Origin of the sequence: Flavobacterium pisciphilum, assembly GCF_020905345.1 — a bacterium.
In the GTDB taxonomy this organism is placed as follows: Bacteria; Bacteroidota; Bacteroidia; order Flavobacteriales; family Flavobacteriaceae; genus Flavobacterium; species Flavobacterium pisciphilum.
In genome coordinates, this window is the sequence record NZ_JAJJMO010000001.1 from 2,329,672 (window position 1) to 2,348,882 (window position 19,211).

Genomic DNA, 19,211 nt, shown 5'->3' on the forward strand with positions numbered 1-19,211 from the left:
TCTTATGATCTTTGAATGATATTTACAAATTCAAGTATTTGCTTCTGAATTTTCAATGCAAAATCATCGATTTTACCATTCAAAAGGTGGTAAGCACTATAAGCAATAATACCTACAATTAATCCCGAACCACTACTAATCATTTTTTCATACAATCCTCCTGAAATATTACCGATACTAATATTCTCCGTAACCGAAATACTATAAAATATTTTAATAACTCCAGAAATAGTTCCAATAAAACCTAAGGTTGGTGCTATACCAGCAATAAGACCTAGGTGTCCAAGACGTCTTTCCATCTCACCAATTTCTATATCGGCAGCACGATCCATATTCGATTCAATTTCTGCAATTGGCCTACCTATAACAAGTACTCCTTCTTTAAGAATATTTCCTGCAGCTGTTTCACTTCTTTCTACAAGACTTCTAGCCATATCCAAATTACCTGAATTTAGATTCACGCTAACATCCATCATCAATCGATTATCGATTTTAGAAGCTTTACTTATGTATAAATAACGTTCGATGATTATGTAAAAAGTATAAAATAATAAGATGGCAATTGGAATTAGAAAAACCCCTCCTTTTAAAATAAATCCTAAAACAGAAATCTCTGTATTTGGTGCAATTTTTTCGATAACTACGTTAGATGCGGCGTTTGCAATAGTATCCGCTTGTAATTGAATGAAGCTAAACATATATTAATTCTTGTTTTTGATAATTAATTCTAAAAAATATTCCAATTTTGCAATAAAGATACTTTTCGTTGTTATATTAAACTAAAAAAAACGAAAATTATTTCAATCAGCAACCATTTTACTCAAAATAAATGAACTATCAAGAAACTACAAACTGGATGTTTAATCAACTCCCAATGTACCAATTACAGGGAGCTTCCGCTTACAAAGAAGATTTAACCAACATTAAGCTACTGGCTTCCCATCTTGATAATCCTGAAAATCAATTAAAATGCATTCATGTTGCTGGAACAAATGGTAAGGGTTCAACCTCGCATATGCTTGCTTCAATATTGCAAGAAGCAGGATACAAAGTTGGATTGTATACTTCACCACATTTAAAAGACTTTCGTGAACGTATTAAAATTAATGGTGAAGAAATTTCAGAAGATTTTGTATGCGAATTTATAAGTAAGCACAAAGCTTTTTTTGAGGCCAACGACATGAGTTTTTTCGAAATGTCAGTGGGCTTAGCCTTTGATTATTTTGCCAATCAAAAAGTAGATATTGCCATCATAGAAGTTGGCTTAGGCGGAAGATTAGACGCTACCAACATTATTACTCCGTTAATTTCAGTAATTACCAATATAGATTTAGATCATACTCAATTTTTAGGAACAACTCCTACAGCAATTGCTGGTGAAAAAGCAGGAATAATAAAACCAAACACGCCTGTTGTAATTGGAGAATATACTCCCGAAACACAGGCTGTCTTTTTAGCAAAAGCAAAAGAAAACTATGCCCCTATTTATTTCGCTTCTGATTTAATTACCGAAGTTTTTCCTTCTGACTTATTAGGAGATTACCAACAACATAATAAAAAAACAGTACAGCAAACCATTCATATTTTGAATTCTCTAAACGAGTTTAAAGTAACTGATGAAAACCTTAAAGCTGGTTTATTAAAAGTGACAACCAATACTGGTCTACAAGGAAGATGGCAACAACTTGGTGAAAACCCAAAAACAATTTGTGATACGGCCCACAACAAACACGGCTTGGCAATTGTCATGAATCAGATTAAAAAAGAAACTTTTGACAATTTGCACATAGTTCTAGGTGTCGTAAATGACAAAGATCTAAATGCCATCTTACCATTATTTCCTAAAGAAGCACACTACTATTTCTGTAGCCCTAACTCTACTCGTGGTTTAGCCACTTCTATTTTACAAGAGAATGCAAAAAAATACGATTTAATAGGCGAAACATACAGCTCAGTTTCTGATGCTTTCGTAGCGGCAAAGCAAAAAGCAACTAAAAACGACTTCATTTATGTAGGTGGAAGCACGTTTGTAGTAGCAGAACTGCCATTGTCTGGTGAATCAAAATAAAAAAATTAGGTTCAAAAGGCAATAAACCCTGAAGTGATTGATTCTTTTATTAAAAATTAAGAATTACAAATAACTAAATATCAAGAAGCTAAAAATTAATATTACATTTTATTAAAAAAAGCTTTGGAGATACAGAAAACAGTCTTATATTTGCACTCGCAATCAGAAAACGATAGCAACCTAGTAAAATAGGGCGATTAGCTCAGCTGGTTCAGAGCACCTCGTTTACACCGAGGGGGTCGGGGGTTCGAACCCCTCATCGCCCACCAAGAAACTCCTTAAGAAATTAAGGAGTTTTTTTATGCTTTGTTTTCAAGGAATTTTAGATCAATACAAAAACCTGTAAATCACTAAAAATTTAAGCTCCTATATTTGTTTAGCCTACTCTGTCCGCTGTTTATACTTTAAACTTAGTAGATTCTCAAAAATCACAATACCTTTTAAGCTCCTTAAGTACATACTTGTAATCACAAAAAGCACCCAACAAATAAAAGCAAAACAAATCTTCTCCAATCTATCTTTATTTAACAGTATATTCGTTATTTTACGATGTCCACACAAACCAATAACAATTCAACCTGAAGATTACACAAAAACATACTACCCTATAAATTAAAAGAAATTACATTTATAGAAACGTAAAATGAAATAATCCTTTTTAACAAAAATGATTATGATTAAACAGCCGTTTGGAGATATTGAGTTTTAGACTAAATTTAAAGTTTATTAATATGAAAAGAATTACCTACTTTTTAATACTTCTATATTTAGGGATAAGCCTGTCAGCTTGTTCTCAAAAAAAAGAAAGTATAATAAATCAAAACCAAAATATTACTGCGGATGATTTAGTAGAAGAGATTGCTAAACAAGTAAAACATTATTCCTCAGAAAAAATTTATGGAATTAATTATAATGTTTCACTATGCAGATTCGATATTTATGTTAATGGTATCATGATTCACAAAAGTTTTGGTGACGGAATGGGGAGCACTGGCGTACAAATAAATGAAGCAATTTTCAAAAGCGGGAATCAACATTTTACATTTAAGTTATACCCTTTATTTCATTATCAAAAATCTGAATATGATCCAAAATTATTCTATAAAACGCTTACAAAAGATACAGATTTTGAAGTTGATATTAACTCATACGACAAAAAAAGAGAGAATGAAAGCGAGATAACCTACAAAGAATACGAACTCCCTAAAGTTGAAAAAGAAGTAACGGAAACTGAAGCTGAAAACAAAGAATGGGGAAGCCACCATAGTACTACCAAGTATAAAGAAAAGAGATTTATAGGAGAAGGCAAAACATATTATGAAATTAATTTTGATGTTAATTTAGAAGTACCCTACACAATAAGTCCTCCATTTAAGAATGCTCAAGATTTAACGAAATTAGATTCTAAAAAGTTAGAAAAAATGATAGTTAAAAAATACAATCAGATTAAAATAATGCATGAAAATAGAGACCTAGATAATCTCGCAAGAATATATTATGACAGAGCAAAAGTTAAATCCATATCTAATTTTATAGAAAAAAAAGACATAGAAGAAGAATGGAATTCATTTAAAACATTTATTAATAAAAATGATCTAAATATAGAATTATTAGAAAATTATGAAATTAGATATTTAGCAGATGGAAAGCTTGTTACTCTTGTAAAAAAAGCTAAAGATATTTCTGAAAGAAACAAAAGCGCTTTTTTAGGAATTAAGAACAACAGTGAAAAAACCGAAATAGAACTCCAATATTTTTTCTACATTCCTCAAGGTGAAACAGAATTTAAAGTTTATTAATACGAAAAGAATAGTTTACTTTTTAAATTAGGAAAGCATATAAAATGCATCCATTAGAAAAAGTAGCAGAATATCATGAAACATCCACTACTTTAATAGAGAAACCACACTATGTATCACGTTGTTGCGAATACAAATTAAAAATTTACAGTATGTAAACAAAAAAAACTAGGAAATACAAAAAACAATCCTATCTTTGCACACGCAATCAGAAATGATAGCAACCTAGTAAAATAGGGCGATTAGCTCAGCTGGTTCAGAGCACCTCGTTTACACCGAGGGGGTCGGGGGTTCGAACCCCTCATCGCCCACCAAGAAACTCCTTAAGAAATTAAGGAGTTTTTTTTATGCCTTATTTTATCTATCGCATAAATATTCATCTAAGCCTTAATTGCTTTCTAACCTTCTACAAGTATTTACAGGTATGCAATTAGAACAAACACTCGTCCACTCATGAATATCCACAGATACATAAAAACACATCAGAATATTATGTAAGTTTTCCTATATTTGTTAATCCGAATTCCATCTTACTAAGACATCAGTTATTAATGTATTAAACAACAAAATACATAAATCACAAATCGCATTGAGAAAGTTAATCGGAAAATTGTGCTAAAAACTAACAACTAAATTTTAAACAAAAATGGGATTTTTAAATGCATTAAAAGATTCTCTCTCGCATCCAAGATTTGTAGAAAAATATGAAATGGGATTTCCTACTATTAGCGGAGAAAAACAAGTTATAATTCAATTTAGAGAAAACGAAGTTGAATTTAAAATACTGAATGGCTTTTCTTCAATAAAAAAAACAATTAAACCTGACGATATAGTAGAAATCGGACTTAATGAAGAAACCTTTAGATCAGCTGGAAAAGCAGCAACTGGAGCTATTATTGGTGGTGTTTTAACTGGCGGAATTGGTTTATTGGCTGGCGCTGCAATTGGTGGAAAAAGAAGAAAAGAAGGACAGCTAAAATTAATCATCCTAGATGAGGGCATTGAACGCGATATTTCTCTACAACAAAGTAAAAACATACCAAAAGTATATTTAGAATTTAAACGATTACTGAGCCAACAAACAATCAAACCAGACTCAAAAGAGTCAGAAACTTTAAATAGCACAGCTAAATCAAATATGGTTGAAGATTTAGAAAAATTACATAATTTACTTGAAAAAGGAATTTTAACTCAAGAAGAATTCAATGACCAAAAAAGAAAAATGCTACAATAAAACAAAAGCATTTCACTCTTTACAGTTAAAGACACCGTTACATAAATCCCAAATACTCCTTAAGAAATTAAGGAGTATTTTTTATCTTGACTTTATTTACTTCGACCAATCTTTATAGGTCATTTCAAACTTGATTTCGTTCTTCCCATGTTTACCAATTTCAGTCCAACCCATTTTTCTATAAAACAACTCAGCTCTAGTATTAGGAGAAGTTCCCAACCAAACATTAATTTTTGTTTGCTCAAAATACCAGCCAAGCATAATGTCATGAAGTTGCTTTCCAATTCCCTTTTTTTCAAATTCTGGCTTTAAAAATAATGCCCAAATATTATTGTCTTTCATATCTACAATCGAGAAACCAACAACTTCATTATTAACTTCACAAACCCAACCTTTTCCTCTTGTTATTATAAAATCCTTGCAGTCTTCATCTGTTACCAATCCTGGATCAGACAAAGTATTTTCTGTCACTGAGTTTCTTACTATCTGAATTTCTTTTATATCCTCGACTTTTGCTTCCCTAATAATCATATTCAATCAATTATAATTTCACCTAATCTTTTAATTTTAACCCTCTAGTAAACAAATCACAAAAGTAGTTTTATCATCTTGATTCTTAAAATCTAGATAACCGCCATGAGCCTCAATAATACTTTTGGAAAGTGTCAGCCCAATTCCTGCTCCTTCATTTCGTGTAGTGAAAAATGGTAAAAATACTTTGTTCGCTATTTCTTCATCAATTCCGCTTCCATTATCGGTAATCTTTATAAAGATTCTATTTTCTCTAATTTCAGCAGCAATTGAAATTTGCTTATTTGAAGTATTTTCCAAAGCATGCATACTATTGGTCAAAAGATTAATCAACACTTGCTCCATTTGTTGCTGATCCACAAACAACCAATAATTAAATACTATTGTGTTTACAACTTCAACTTCTCTTTCTTTGAATAATGGGTTCATGATTTGAAGACAATAATCAATAAGTTGCTTCAAGTCAATTTTCTCTTTTTGAGGAGAAGGCAACATTGCTAGTTTTCGATATCCTTCTACAAACTTCTGCAATAGATCACTTCGCCTTAGCATTGTTCCAACACCGTTTTTAATATCTTCTATATCATCTGATGAAATCGAATCCTGCTCAACCAATTCCTGTAAATTTTGTGAAATAGAACGAATAGGCGTTATTGAATTTAACAACTCATGAGAGATCACTTTCATTAAGTTCACCCAAGCTTCTTTCTCTTTTTTCTCAACCACATTTTGAATTGAATCTAGCAAAACAATAAAATAATCTAAACCACAAATCTCCGTTCTAGATGTTTGCATGACAAATGTTTGCACATTTTCTTGATTTACACGTATTTCTATCGATGTTTTAATTTCCTGAAAATCTTGCTCTTCAATAACACCACATAAAGCGGGTAGGTGGTTTTTTAAATACTTCCATTTGGAAATTTTTGGAACATCAAAATATTCAGAAAAATAATCATTCATTAAAAAAATATCCCAATCATCACCTTCCTTTTGCAAAATGAAAATTCCTGTTTCAATATTATTCAATATAGAACGATAAACAATATCCCTGGAAACTTCTTCTTTCTGCTTAATCTTTAGCGTATCGTATAAATTAAATAAATCATCATAATTTCTATTAAATCTATGCTTCGAAAAATCCGAAGAAAAATCATCTTGCAATATCGAAGCTATGGTTTTATTATAAAGCAAAACGAAATTCTTAACATAGAAATACATTTCGCGAATAAGCAAGAAAACAATAAACAGACTAAATATAGCAGTAAAAATCAAATCCTTTTTAAAAACTAAAATGGTAATTTCAATACCTACCAATATAAAAATCAATCTCAAAAAAAGGAGATTATATATTTTCAATGATTTAAACATATTAATTAATGCTAATATTATATTTCTCTAAACGTCGATACAACGAGCCTCTTGACAATCCAAGCTCTTCAGCTGTCTTACTGATATTATTATTGTTTTTAAGCAATGCTTTCTCTACCGTAGCCTTCTCTACTGTCGAAAGCTGAATATCATCTGGATTCTCATCATATACAGTTATCTTATCAAGATCTAAATCCGAAACGGTAATGCGATTATTTTCACAAAGGATAACTGCACGTTCTATCTTATTCTCCATTTCTCGGATATTACCTTTCCAGGCATGTCTTTCAATTTGTTCAAATACTTTTTTATCAAAAGCAATAGCCTCTCTTCCGTATTTTGTGCTTATTTTTTCTAGTAAATATTCAGCTAGTGGAATCTTATCTTCGTTTCGTTCACGCAATGGCGGCAAAACAATCTCCATTGTATTGATACGATAATATAAATCTTCTCTAAAATTTTTATCTTCAACTTCTAGCTTCAGGTTTAAATTGGTCGCAGTAATGATTCGCACATTAAGAGGTCTCGCTTTTGTTTCTCCCAATCTCGTTATCGTTTTTGTCTGAATGACTTGCAAGAGTTTGGACTGCAAATGCAAAGGCACATTTCCTATTTCATCCAAAAAAATTGTTCCATTTTGAGCCATTTCAAAACGGCCTGGAGTATCTGTTTTGGCATCAGTGAAAGCTCCTTGCGCATAACCAAATAACTCACTTTCAAAAATATTGGAATTTAACGATCCTAAGTCAACCGCAATGAAAGGATTATTTTTTCTTTCTGATTGAGAATAAATATGATGTGCTAAGACAAACTTTCCTGTACCGTTTTCACCAAGTATCAGAACATTAGCATCGGTTTTAGCCACTTTATCAGCTAAAGAATAAGCCTTTTTTATAATCTCTGAGTTGCCTACAAAAAAATCATCTTCAATAACAACATCTTTAATTCTTCTTTGCTCTTTTCGGCTTTTATCAACGGCTTGTTTTACAGATTCTAGCAATTTTTTATTCTCCCACGGTTTTAAAATATAATCAAAAGCCCCAGATTTCAATCCTTCAACAGCAGTTTCCACTTTACCAAAAGCAGTCATTAAAATAACCACCGTTTTTGGCGAAAGCGTTTTTATTTCTTTTAGCAAATACAACCCTTCTCTTCCATCCTCAAAACCTATCCGATAATTCATATCAAGCAAAACAACATCAATACTATTTTTTGCTAATAATTCGACAATATTTTTTGGATTATTGAGCGTATAAATGTTCTCGAAATACTTTTTCAGGTACAATTTTGACGCAAAAAGGATATCTTCTTGATCGTCTATGATTAATATTGAAGCATTTGTCTTTTTCATTTTTGTTCGGTTTTGGACGAAAGCTGTCCAATTATGGACAGTATAAATTATTTCAAAAAAATAAAAACTTAAAAATAAGGCATTTACAATGTTTAAATTTTTGGCACAAAAATCACATTATAGCTTGTAAATCATTAATTACTAACCTCTTTCGAAAGTAAAAATAACAAAATAAATAGCTATAAATTACATTGTGAAATATCTTAATTTACAGACGCGTTTCTTTTGCTTTAATGACAAAAAATGAAAAAACCTTAATCACTAAAAAAATCAACCATGATTATTATTAAAAAGCTTTCAAAAATATTTAGAACCGAAGAATTAGAAACCAACGCATTAAGTGAAATATCATTAACCATCAACCAAGGTGATTTTGTCTCAATCATGGGACCATCCGGAAGTGGAAAATCGACTTTATTAAACATTGTTGGATTACTAGACAGCGCTTCTAGCGGAAGTTATCTACTACTTGATCAAGAAATGGTTGGTCTAAAAGAAAAACTAAGATCAAAAGCAAGAAAAGAGAACATTGGTTTCATTTTTCAAAACTTTAATTTAATCGATGAAATATCAGTTTATGACAATATCGAATTACCATTAATTTACAACAACGTTCCTGCAGCCGAAAGAAAAACAAAAGTGAATGAAATTGCCAATAAATTAAATATCACACATCGCCTAAAACATTACCCTCAACAACTATCTGGCGGCCAGCAACAACGTGTTGCTGTTGCAAGAGCCTTAATTAACAATCCCAAAATAATCCTTGCCGACGAACCTACAGGAAATCTAGATAGCAAAAATGGAAATGAGGTAATGGAACTACTTACCGATTTACATGCCAATGGTGCAACAATCTTAATGGTAACTCACTCTGATTATGACGCTTCTTATTCTCAAAAAACAATTTTGATGAGAGACGGAATTATACTTTCAGAAAAAATAAACAATAGGAATGTTGATGTATTTGTAGCAAACTCTAAAAAACTAACATCATGCTAAAAAACTGGATCAACATATTTATCTACCACATCAAAGACAACAAGTTCTTTACTGCTTTGAATGTTTTAGGATTGAGCATTGGGATTGCTGGGCTAATTTTTGCCATATTATATTGGAATAACGAGCATTCTTACGACCAATGGAATCCCAACAAGGATAAGATATATTCGGTTATGAATGATATTGGAGAAGGAAACATCTGGTCAGTAAATCCAGCAACCAGCGCACCAATACTAAAAATGATTTCTCCAGCTTTAGAAAGTTATTGCTACACTCAAGTTGAATATTATAAAGAAACCATTACTTATAAAGAGAAACGGGAATTAATCGACAACATTTACACTGCACAAAGCACCTTTTTTACTTTCTTCCCTTACGAATTTATTCATGGCAATGGAAAAACAGCTCTTAAGGATCGCAACAGCATTGCGCTATCTAAAGAAACTGCTTCTCGATTATTTGGGAATGAAAACCCCATGAACAAACAAGTAAAGTATTTAGACAAAATATTTATCGTAAGAGGTGTATATCGATTAAACCAAAAATCTTCTGTAATGCCTGCTCTAGTAACCACTATAATCGAGGAGGATTTAGAAAAGAATAAAGATAAATGGAGTTATAATTTTGGATTAATTCTTAAGCTAAAGAAGCAAAGTGACACCACGTCTATCATCAAAGACTTAAATACCATCTTTATAGATAAGTGTTTAAAAGTACAAGCAAATCAAGAAGGCTTATCTGTTGAAAATTATATCAAAAAGTATGGCGATCCGGTTAAATCAAGTTTACTTTCGTTACCCAACACCAGACTACACAGAGGAAACGACCCTTTTCCTGAGGGGAGTGGAAATTTACAATTCTTAAGAATATTGATGGGATTATCCATTCTGATCTTATTACTATCAATCGTAAATTATATCAATTTAGCCACAGCCAATGCAGTAAAGAGAGCTAAGGAAGTAGGAATAAGAAAGATTGTTGGCGCAGGAAAATTACAAATCATAACTCAATTTGTATTTGAAACAGCATTAATCACTCTATTTTCTCTTTTATTAGCATTAGTGATCGTAGAACTCTCCTTACCTTATTATAATTCTTTCTTAAGCAAAGACCTTATACTCGAAGGGTCACAATTTTATATTCAGCTCGTACTAATCTTTATAATTGTAATTATTGTTGCTGGAGTTTTACCTGCAATATATGTATCTAATTTTGAACCTTTAAAAGTTTTAAAAGGAAATTTCTCCCGCAGTAAAAACGGAATATGGCTACGAAATGGCATGCTAGTCTTACAATTTACCATTGCTACATTTTTTATTATTGGTTCATTTATAGTTTATCAACAAGTAAAATTTATGACCGAGAAGGATTTAGGTTTTAATGGTGCACAAGTTATAGATGTAATCTTTAAAGTCAAAGAAGGCAGAAACCAATATGATAGATACAAAGTTATAAAACAACAGGCATTAAAAATTAAGGGCGTGGAAGCTGTTTCAGCAGGGTTGTTTTCTATTGGCAGTGATGAAAATTCTTGGGATAATTTTTCTTATAAAAACAGCAAAGGAATTTTAATTCAGCGCATGGGAATTGATTTTGGAATACTAGATATTCTAGGAATCAAAATAGTAAAAGGAAGAGATTTAAGTAATCAATTTTCTTCGGATACAATTTCAAATGTTTTATTAAATGAAACTGCTGCTAAAATAATACAAGAAAACAACCCAATAGATAAAGTAATTAATTGGAGAGGAAAAAACTACAAAGTGGTAGGTATCGTAAAGGATTTCAATTATTTTGGACTCGAGAATAGAATAAGCCCAATGATTTTTATGCATTTAACAACAAGTGTTGTAAGAAAAGAAAACTTACATAATATTTCCTTTAAAATTGCTCCACAAAACATGTCCAAAACCATTGCCGATCTTGATAAATTTTGGAGAACAAAAGTAGACGGGGAATATCCATTTGAATATAATTTTGTAGATAAGAATTTTGCCAGAAAGTACACCATCTATAAAAACCAAAGTCTTTTATTCTCTTTGCTAAATATCATTGTTATTCTTATCGCTGTGTTTGGATTATTTGCTTTGGCTTCTTTCTCCATGGAACGAAGATTGCGTGAAATTGCAATTAGAAAAACACTCGGTGCAGAAACCTCTCTCTTGTTAAAAGAATTATCCAAACAATATGTTCTTTTTTGCGTAATCGGTTTTCTAATTGGAATTATTCCTGCCTATTTTTTATTGAAAAAATGGCTTGAAAATTTTGCTTTCCGCATTGACATTCCGATTCTGCCATTTATAATTGCCTTTATCTCATTATTACTTTTGACACTAACAATAGTTCTTGCCAAAGCCTATCAAGTAACAAAAGTTGATATTTTAAAATATTTAAAGTACGAATAACACAACCCCATTATTAACCACAAAAAAACTCCTTAATTTCTTAAGGAGTTTTCATTTTTATAAAAATCTTATTGAATTTTAATTTTATTATAATCCATCGTTTTAAATTACCAGTAAATCTTTTCAAATAATCCTCATTCAAAAAGATTTTTTTTATCATCAAGGATATATCATAAGAAATACAAAGGCAAACAAATTGACTAGAAGCACCACTCCGTAAACAATGTTAGACTTACCTTTACTCAATGACAGCATCACAGTAAACACCGATAACGCTAACAGAACAATCGATTTAATATCAAGACCTAAAATAATAGGCATATCCATCATAATACAAACTGCTGCAACACTAGGAATTGTTAATCCGATACTTGCCAAAGCTGAACCCAAAGCCAAATTTATACTAGTTTGAAGTCTATTCTTTCTTGCTGCTATGATAGCCGCAATTGCTTCTGGTAATAATATTATTGCTGCAATTACAACCCCGACTAAACTTTTTGGCAAACTATAACTAACAATAATACCCTCGATTGTAGGAGAAAGAGTTTTTGCCAACAACACTACAATACCCAAACTCACAATAAGAAAAATAAGACTAGTAAAAAAGACCTTGTTATTAATTGCAATAGGCTCTGCTACCTCTTCATCTTCATCAGCACCAATTGTAAGAAAGTATTGTCGGTATCTTCTAGTCTGTGCAAACAGAAAAGAAGAATAAATAACAAGACAAGCTCCTGATGCAAAAACAAGTTGTGGTATTGAATAATAAGATCCCGAAACACTTTCAGTAAAAGTAGGGAACACTAATGTAAACACTATAATCGAAACTAGCGAAACTAAACCGATAGTCACAGAAGAAGGCGAAAAATTCTGCTCGTAATGTTTTAAACCACCTATTAGAAGACACAAACCAATAATACCATTAAGAATAAGCATCGTTGCAGCATAAACCGTATCTCTAGCTAACGAAGCGGCTTCTGCCCCTTCTGACATCATTAAAGATACAATAATCGAAACCTCTATAACCGTTATCGATATAGCCAAAATTATGGTCCCGTATGGCTCTCCCACTCTTTCTGCAATTATTTCTGAATGATGTACTGCCGACATTACACTAAGGATAAGTAGTACACTTGCAACTATTTGAAAGATGCTACTATTGTCAACAAGTCCGCTAAAAAAAAGAACCCAGGATAGTGCTGGAATAATGATTGTCCACTGAAGTAATTGTTTCATTTTTTTGATATATAAATACTCGTAAATTATTTTTTACCAATATATTTTATCATAAATTGGCTTTTATTTCCCAATATAAAACTTTTTTCACTTAAATTAGTAAAAAACTGCATTATATTTAATATACTACACTACTCGAATCTCTCTTTTACAACTGTTTCTTTTAAGCGCATCTCTTTAAATAGCAAACAAAATAGTTCATAAACAAGTCCTTAAGAATCTCAAAAACTATTTTAAAATTCAAGTAGCTTTTTTTTAATATTTATATTCAAACCCTTACTTAAATAAAATTTTATTTAAATATTAACACGTATCAAAGTACATTGATAAAAATAAAATTTCACTCTACACAATGGCAATTCTCTCGTATTGCAAAAATAAAGCTAGATTTTACACCAACTAACAATTCATTTAACAACAATCAAATAAATAAAAATGACAGAATCAATTAATCTATTTACTATTACTGGAGGCCCAGGCGCTGGCAAAACAACCATTATCGAAGAATTAAGAAGAAGAAATTATAATTGCATAGACGAAGTTGCTCGGGACATAATCAAAGAGCAGGTAGCTTCAAATGGAGACGCATTACCTTGGGCAGACAAAGAAAAATTCACATTATTAATGCTAAAGCATTCCATTAAAACCTTTATAGAAAACAAAAATAATTCTTACATCACCTTTTTTGACCGAGGAATCCCAGACACTCTTGCATACTCAAACTTAATCGGATTAAAACCTCCTACAGAACTCATAGAAGCTACCAAAAAATACCGCTATAACCCAATTGTATTCATTCTTCCTCCTTGGGAAAACATATACCAAACAGATTCTGAACGTAAGCAAACTTTTCAAGAAGCAATAGACACTTACAAAGAAATGACAAACACCTATATTAACTGTAACTACCAATTAATAGAAGTACCTAAATTAACTCCAAAAGAAAGAGTAGATTTTATCCTGTCCATAATCGAAAACAAAACACAAAATTAGTCTCCTCCACATCCTCCGCATCCTCCGCAAGAACTTCCACATGAACTCCCACAAGCGCTTCCTCCAGAATTCACCTTACTTAAATCACGACTTAAAGAAGCATCATTTATATTGTTTACCAAAGGACCAAATGCACTAGTTAACAGCACATTCCCGTAGATAAAATAATTCCATTCCCAATTACTCTCAAATCCTTCACTCTTCTTCTCTTCCTTAATTTTTAAAGGTATTATATTACCAAACAAAAGTTTTAAAACTCTATCTAAGTAAGAAACTGAGACCAAAACCAAAATAACAACAACAATCACCAAGAATGTTACTGGTTTACCTCTTGAAATTCCTGCAAAAATCCTACAAACACCTACGCTCAAAGCTCCCCCTAAAGTTATCATTGTTACAATTACAACAAACATGAATTCTTTTGAATTAATAATTCTTTCCTTAATTCTATCAGCTGCATTTTGCAACTGCTCAAATACCGGCTTCTTTATCAATAACTGGCATAAATGGACATAAGGCATTGATTCGAAACCACTCATAATTATGATAATACAATTTTCATAATCATTATCTGTAAACTTTTTATCAATTAAATTCAGTCTATTATTTGCTAAAATTTCAATTTTCCCATTCTTAATTAAATTATTTACAGCCCCATGAATAACAGCTTCTAATTTACTCTCTTTAAGAAAAACCAATTCAAAAGGACTCAAGTTTGATAAAATTAAATTCGATTTAATTTTATCAAAAATTGATTTAAAATTAATTCTAGCAAACAACTCCAAAGACAAAATCACTAAAGCAAAAAACAGAACATAATAGGTTAAAAAATCAGGATTATCTATCTTAATTAAAATGGGATAAATCATAAAATAAATTGGTATACAAACAAGTACAAAAAATCTCGGGAATATTTTTTTAAGCCTTGCGACCCTAAATTTACTATTGCTCAGATTCAAAGTATCAAGTTCATTTTCATAATCCCAAAATTCTAATGGCTGAACTCCAAAGGCAATTTCATACAACTCTTTTGTTCTTTCTTTTGCTTTTTTAAATTTCTCAACTTCAGATATATTATGCGTTGATGGAATATGTTCTATTCTTTTTGACAACAAACTACATAAATCAGAATACGATTTTGTAAAAATAAGATGTTGATGCCAAACAATATCAACAATTTCAGAAGGCGAAACCATTTCATTATTAGTTGCTGCCAAAAACATAAATTTCTTATATTCAAGTATTGCCTTTTGTGTAAAATATATTGTCCAATTATTTTTTAATGCAAGTCTTATCGAAAATCCATACGATTCATTTGGATGATCAAAACTGAATTTTAGAATTTCTTCCCAAAGTTTTGTATTCATAAAGATTCTCTTTTCTTTAATTAATCAAAGTTCTACATGACTAAATCATATATAATATTGGTGTAAAATATACAGAATACCTTTAGCTAGTAACCATAACAATACTGCCATTCCTAGAAAACCCCATGCCCATTTACGATTTCTCCTATCCCAGTTAAAATAAAACATCACAATTTCCCAGTATTTAATAATTATAAAAATACACACCCCAATTAATGATATCCATATCATTTCTGCTGATTGAGTATAAAAACTATAGATTAGAATAAAAAACAAGAATGGAACAGTGACTAATTGCAAGTAAATATAATTCTTATAACTATTCTTATAATTAATTTTTAGTGACAGAATCAGAAATGACGTTATCAATAAAGATGTCAATGCAGTTACAAAATAAGACAAGACAACGCTCGATTGATACAAGAACACTCCATCAACTAATAAGGCCAAAACTGTACCTGTTGCTAATGAGTAAATACTTCTTTCAACACGAGCATCTTTATAAGGAATCAAGACTGGATATATATATTTTTCAAGTGGACGCCAAATTGGCAAAGCATAAATAGCAACAAGACTTACTACAACAACCTCATAATAATACAACTTATCTTCAGGCACTTTATAGAGCACATACAAAATAGCAGCTGCTATAATAATTGCAGGAAAACAAATTGTCTTTACTACTTTCCATTTATTATTCTCCCAAAAATTATTTTTTATCTCATAAATATACCTCCTAACAAGATATTCTTTTGTAAACAAAGCTGTTGATTGACTCCACAACAAAAACAACCCAAGATGTATGAGTACCGTACGCAGAACCATATCTGTGACATTGCTCCCTAAAAAAACAAGACCACCACCAATCAGCAGTAACTCATAAGTTAACAAAACTTCCGAAAACAACACCTTAAACAATGGTTCAAATTGCTTTATGAGTATCTTAATTATCAAACTCCAATAATTACGTAACAACCCCATTACTGCACATATAGCAATGAATGTTGCCAAATACAACATCCAATTTGTAAGCGATTGTGCTTGCATCCATAATTCGATAGAAGAATTTTTTTCTGGGGTATACACCACATGAGAATTCAGAAAGATTTCCTTGGCTATTACATCTCGTACATGATTATTGAAAGCAGGAAATTGGTCTTTATGTTTCAGCCAATACAACTCACTATCAGAGCCACTTTTCTGCAGAATAGCAAACTCATAAAGTACATTTTTTTGGGCGTCATTTAATAATACAATTTGGCTAGCCGTATTTTCAGGAGTAGTTCTCGCATACAGGCTAGTACAGAAAAACAACAGAAGTAATATTATTCTTTTCAAAACTAAAACAGATTTATCAAGTCAAAAATACTAATAATAAATTCATACGAATCAGGAGCTGAACAACATTTAACACAAAAAGATTACAAAAACAAGTACAGACTCTTAATCAACCAACATAATTAATATCCTAAAAACAAAAAACCCGTTCGCTAAGCGAACGGGTTTTGTAATAATATATAATCTTAGTTATTATGCTTCGAATGGAAGTATAGAAACGTATGATTTATTATCTCTTTTCTTTTGGAACTTTACAACTCCATCAACCTTTGCATGTAAAGTATGATCTTTACTGATGTAAACGTTTTCACCTGGATTATGTTTTGAACCTCTTTGTCTAACGATGATGTTCCCAGCAATAGCAGCTTGTCCTCCAAAAATCTTAACGCCTAAACGTTTTGATTCTGATTCTCTACCATTCTTCGAACTACCGACACCTTTCTTGTGAGCCATGACGTATGAGTTTAAATATTGTTATTATTCTTTAGTAGCTTCTTTTTTTGCTTTTGGAGCTGCTTTTTTCGCTTTAGGAGCTTCTACTTCAGTAGCTACTTCTTCTGCTACAACTGCTTTTTTAGCCGCTGCTTTTTTAGTTCCTCCTGCTGCAGTAATACCTTCAATTACAATTTGAGTAAGATATTGTCTGTGACCATTTCTCTTTTTGTAACCTTTTCTTCTTTTCTTTTTGAAGATGATTACTTTGTCTCCTTTTAAGTGTTGTAACACTTTAGCTTCTACAGAAGCACCTTCTATAGCTGGGGCGCCTAAAGTAACATTCCCATTATCATCTAATAAAAGAACTTTGTCAAAAGAAACTTTTGAACCTTCTTCATTAGCTAATCTGTGAACATAAACCTTTAAGTCTTTGCTTACTTTGAATTGTTGCCCTGCTATCTCTACGATTGCATACATACCAAATTGATTTATTGATTTTTAAGGTTGCAAATATACAATTAATAATTTACTGTGCAATTTCTTAAAGTAAAAATATTCAATACTCTTTAATCCCTCTATTTCAATAGTTTTCGATTGACTCAAAATTATCAATGTAGTAAAATACTGTTAAAAAAGAATCAAAAAAGGTACCATTTTACTATTCTTAATCAAAAAAAGTTATTTTTGGTGTAACTATTTCTAATTAATCATACTTATTTAAGTGTAATAAAAAAATTATTAACCTTTATGAAAAATCCAATAATTATGCTAACTGCAGCACTTATGTTAGGTGGAGTAGCTTCAGCTCAAAAAGTAGCTTTTGAAGAATACGATTTAGATAACGGCATGCACGTTATTCTGCACAACGATTCTTCGGCACCTGTAGTCGTAACCTCAGTAATGTACCATGTCGGGTCAAAAGACGAAACTCCAGACAGAACTGGATTTGCGCATTTTTTCGAACATTTATTATTTGAAGGAACAGAAAACATAAAACGTGGTGAATGGATGAAAATTGTGACTGCCAATGGCGGAACCAATAACGCCAACACATCTGACGACCGAACGTATTACTATGAAGTTTTCCCTTCTAACAATTTAGAATTGGCATTATGGATGGAATCTGAGAGATTAATGCACCCTGTAATAAACAAAATCGGAGTTGACACTCAGAACGAAGTTGTGAAAGAGGAAAAAAGAACCCGTTATGACAACCAACCTTACGGAAACATTCTTCCTGAGGTAAAGAAAAACATGTTCAAGAATCACCCATATCGTTGGACTACAATTGGATCTATGAAAGATCTAGATGCAGCAACTCTTGACGAATTTAAAGCTTTTAATAAAAAATTCTACACACCAAACAATTCCGTTTTAGTAATTGCTGGAGATTTTGACAAAGCAAAAACAAAAGAATGGATTCAAAAATACTTTGGACCTATTAAAAGAGGTGAGAAACTGCAAAAACAAACTTTTACAGAAGAACCTATTACTCAACCTATCAAAGCTAAATACGAAGATCCAAACATTCAAATCCCAATGCTTGTAGCTTCTTACCGTACTCCATCTATGAAAACTAGAGATGCAAGAGTTTTAGATTTAATCTCTTCTTATTTAAGTGATGGTAAAAGTTCTAAACTTTATAAAAAAATAGTTGACGATAAAAAAATGGCTTTACAAATTGGAGCTGTTGGTTTCAGTCAAGAAGATTACGGTATGTACATTTTATATGGCTTACCAATGAAACCATTTACATCTGACGATTTATTAAAAGAAATCGATGAAGAGATTATAAAACTTCAAACCAACTTAATCTCTGAGAAAGATTACGAAAAACTACAAAATAAGTTTGATAACAATTATGTTAACTCTAACTCAACTGTAGAGGGAATTGCCGAAAATCTAGCTAGCTTCTACCTACTTTATGGCGATGTAAACCTTATAAATACTGAAATTGACCTCTATCACTCTATCACTAGAGAAGAAATTAGAGATGTTGCAAAAAAATATCTAAATCCTAATCAACGTTTAATTTTAGACTACGTTCCTACTACAAAGGCACAAAATTAAGACTCTTAGAA

At 31.3% G+C, this 19,211-nt stretch carries 16 protein-coding genes and 2 tRNA genes; 9 read left to right on the plus strand and 9 right to left on the minus strand.

Annotated features, from left to right (window positions below):
* Positions 1–2: 2 nt before the first annotated feature.
* Positions 3–698, minus strand: a complete 696-nt coding sequence (locus LNQ49_RS09745) for a MotA/TolQ/ExbB proton channel family protein (RefSeq protein ID WP_229988581.1) — start codon at positions 696–698, stop codon at positions 3–5.
* A 131-nt stretch (positions 699–829) separates the two neighbouring features.
* Here LNQ49_RS09745 and LNQ49_RS09750 point away from each other — a divergent pair, with 131 nt between their 5' ends.
* The 5 genes from LNQ49_RS09750 (at position 830) to LNQ49_RS09770 (ending at position 5,101) form a co-directional block, all read left to right on the plus strand.
* A complete protein-coding gene (locus LNQ49_RS09750) occupies positions 830–2,068 on the plus strand; it encodes a bifunctional folylpolyglutamate synthase/dihydrofolate synthase (protein ID WP_229988583.1) in 1,239 nt (412 codons plus the stop codon).
* Between the two features lie 191 nt (positions 2,069–2,259).
* Positions 2,260–2,337, plus strand: a tRNA-Val gene (locus LNQ49_RS09755).
* 462 nt (positions 2,338–2,799) lie between these two features.
* Positions 2,800–3,867, plus strand: a complete 1,068-nt coding sequence (locus LNQ49_RS09760) for a hypothetical protein (protein ID WP_229988584.1) — start codon at positions 2,800–2,802, stop codon at positions 3,865–3,867.
* Positions 3,868–4,103: 236 nt separating this feature from the next.
* Positions 4,104–4,181: transfer RNA gene (locus tag LNQ49_RS09765), tRNA-Val, on the plus strand.
* Positions 4,182–4,513: 332 nt separating this feature from the next.
* Positions 4,514–5,101 carry an SHOCT domain-containing protein gene (locus tag LNQ49_RS09770; RefSeq protein ID WP_229988585.1) on the plus strand — a complete coding sequence of 196 codons (588 nt, stop codon included), beginning with the start codon at positions 4,514–4,516 and terminating at the stop codon, positions 5,099–5,101.
* 96 nt (positions 5,102–5,197) lie between these two features.
* Here the strand turns inward: LNQ49_RS09770 and LNQ49_RS09775 are convergent, their stop codons facing one another.
* The 3 genes from LNQ49_RS09775 to LNQ49_RS09785 are packed head-to-tail and all read right to left on the minus strand — an operon-like array spanning position 5,198 to position 8,354.
* On the minus strand, positions 5,198–5,632 hold the full coding sequence (locus LNQ49_RS09775; protein WP_229988586.1) for a GNAT family N-acetyltransferase: 435 nt from the start codon (positions 5,630–5,632) through the stop codon (positions 5,198–5,200).
* Positions 5,633–5,668: 36 nt separating this feature from the next.
* On the minus strand, positions 5,669–6,967 hold the full coding sequence (locus tag LNQ49_RS09780) for a sensor histidine kinase (RefSeq protein ID WP_346432469.1): 1,299 nt from the start codon (positions 6,965–6,967) through the stop codon (positions 5,669–5,671).
* 37 nt (positions 6,968–7,004) lie between these two features.
* Entirely contained in the window at positions 7,005–8,354 is a 1,350-nt protein-coding gene (locus LNQ49_RS09785; RefSeq protein WP_229988588.1) for a sigma-54-dependent transcriptional regulator, read from the minus strand.
* A 276-nt stretch (positions 8,355–8,630) separates the two neighbouring features.
* On the opposite strand from LNQ49_RS09785, the gene LNQ49_RS09790 reads away from it, so the two are divergent.
* Entirely contained in the window at positions 8,631–9,356 is a 726-nt protein-coding gene (locus LNQ49_RS09790) for an ABC transporter ATP-binding protein (RefSeq protein ID WP_229988589.1), read from the plus strand.
* Complete coding sequence (locus tag LNQ49_RS09795; protein ID WP_229988590.1) at positions 9,350–11,761, plus strand: ABC transporter permease; 2,412 nt, start codon at positions 9,350–9,352, stop codon at positions 11,759–11,761. Before LNQ49_RS09790 ends, LNQ49_RS09795 begins: the two co-directional genes overlap by 7 nt.
* 159 nt (positions 11,762–11,920) lie before the next feature.
* On the opposite strand, the gene LNQ49_RS09800 is transcribed toward LNQ49_RS09795, so the two are convergent.
* Positions 11,921–12,997, minus strand: coding sequence for a calcium:cation antiporter (locus tag LNQ49_RS09800; protein ID WP_229988591.1), 1,077 nt, complete (start codon positions 12,995–12,997; stop codon positions 11,921–11,923).
* Between the two features lie 435 nt (positions 12,998–13,432).
* Between LNQ49_RS09800 and LNQ49_RS09805 the strand changes: the two genes are divergently transcribed.
* On the plus strand, positions 13,433–13,990 hold the full coding sequence (locus LNQ49_RS09805) for an AAA family ATPase (protein WP_229988592.1): 558 nt from the start codon (positions 13,433–13,435) through the stop codon (positions 13,988–13,990).
* Here the strand turns inward: LNQ49_RS09805 and LNQ49_RS09810 are convergent.
* The 4 genes from LNQ49_RS09810 to rplU form a co-directional block, all read right to left on the minus strand.
* Positions 13,987–15,357 carry a hypothetical protein gene (locus LNQ49_RS09810; RefSeq protein ID WP_229988593.1) on the minus strand — a complete coding sequence of 457 codons (1,371 nt, stop codon included), beginning with the start codon at positions 15,355–15,357 and terminating at the stop codon, positions 13,987–13,989. The two genes, LNQ49_RS09805 and LNQ49_RS09810, sit on opposite strands and share 4 nt — an antisense overlap.
* A gap of 45 nt (positions 15,358–15,402) precedes the next feature.
* Positions 15,403–16,695 (minus strand): hypothetical protein, encoded by a 1,293-nt coding sequence (locus LNQ49_RS09815; protein ID WP_229988594.1) that lies wholly within the window; start codon positions 16,693–16,695, stop codon positions 15,403–15,405.
* Positions 16,696–16,887: 192 nt separating this feature from the next.
* The gene (gene rpmA / locus LNQ49_RS09820; protein WP_025539465.1) at positions 16,888–17,148 is read right to left on the minus strand and encodes a 50S ribosomal protein L27; all 261 of its coding nucleotides are present in this window, start codon (positions 17,146–17,148) and stop codon (positions 16,888–16,890) included.
* Positions 17,149–17,172: 24 nt separating this feature from the next.
* Positions 17,173–17,607: a 50S ribosomal protein L21 gene (gene rplU / locus LNQ49_RS09825; protein WP_229988595.1), complete on the minus strand. Its 435-nt coding sequence runs from the start codon at positions 17,605–17,607 to the stop codon at positions 17,173–17,175.
* A 270-nt stretch (positions 17,608–17,877) separates the two neighbouring features.
* Here rplU and LNQ49_RS09830 point away from each other — a divergent pair, with 270 nt between their 5' ends.
* Positions 17,878–19,200, plus strand: a complete 1,323-nt coding sequence (locus LNQ49_RS09830; protein ID WP_229988597.1) for a M16 family metallopeptidase — start codon at positions 17,878–17,880, stop codon at positions 19,198–19,200.
* Positions 19,201–19,211 lie beyond the last annotated feature (11 nt).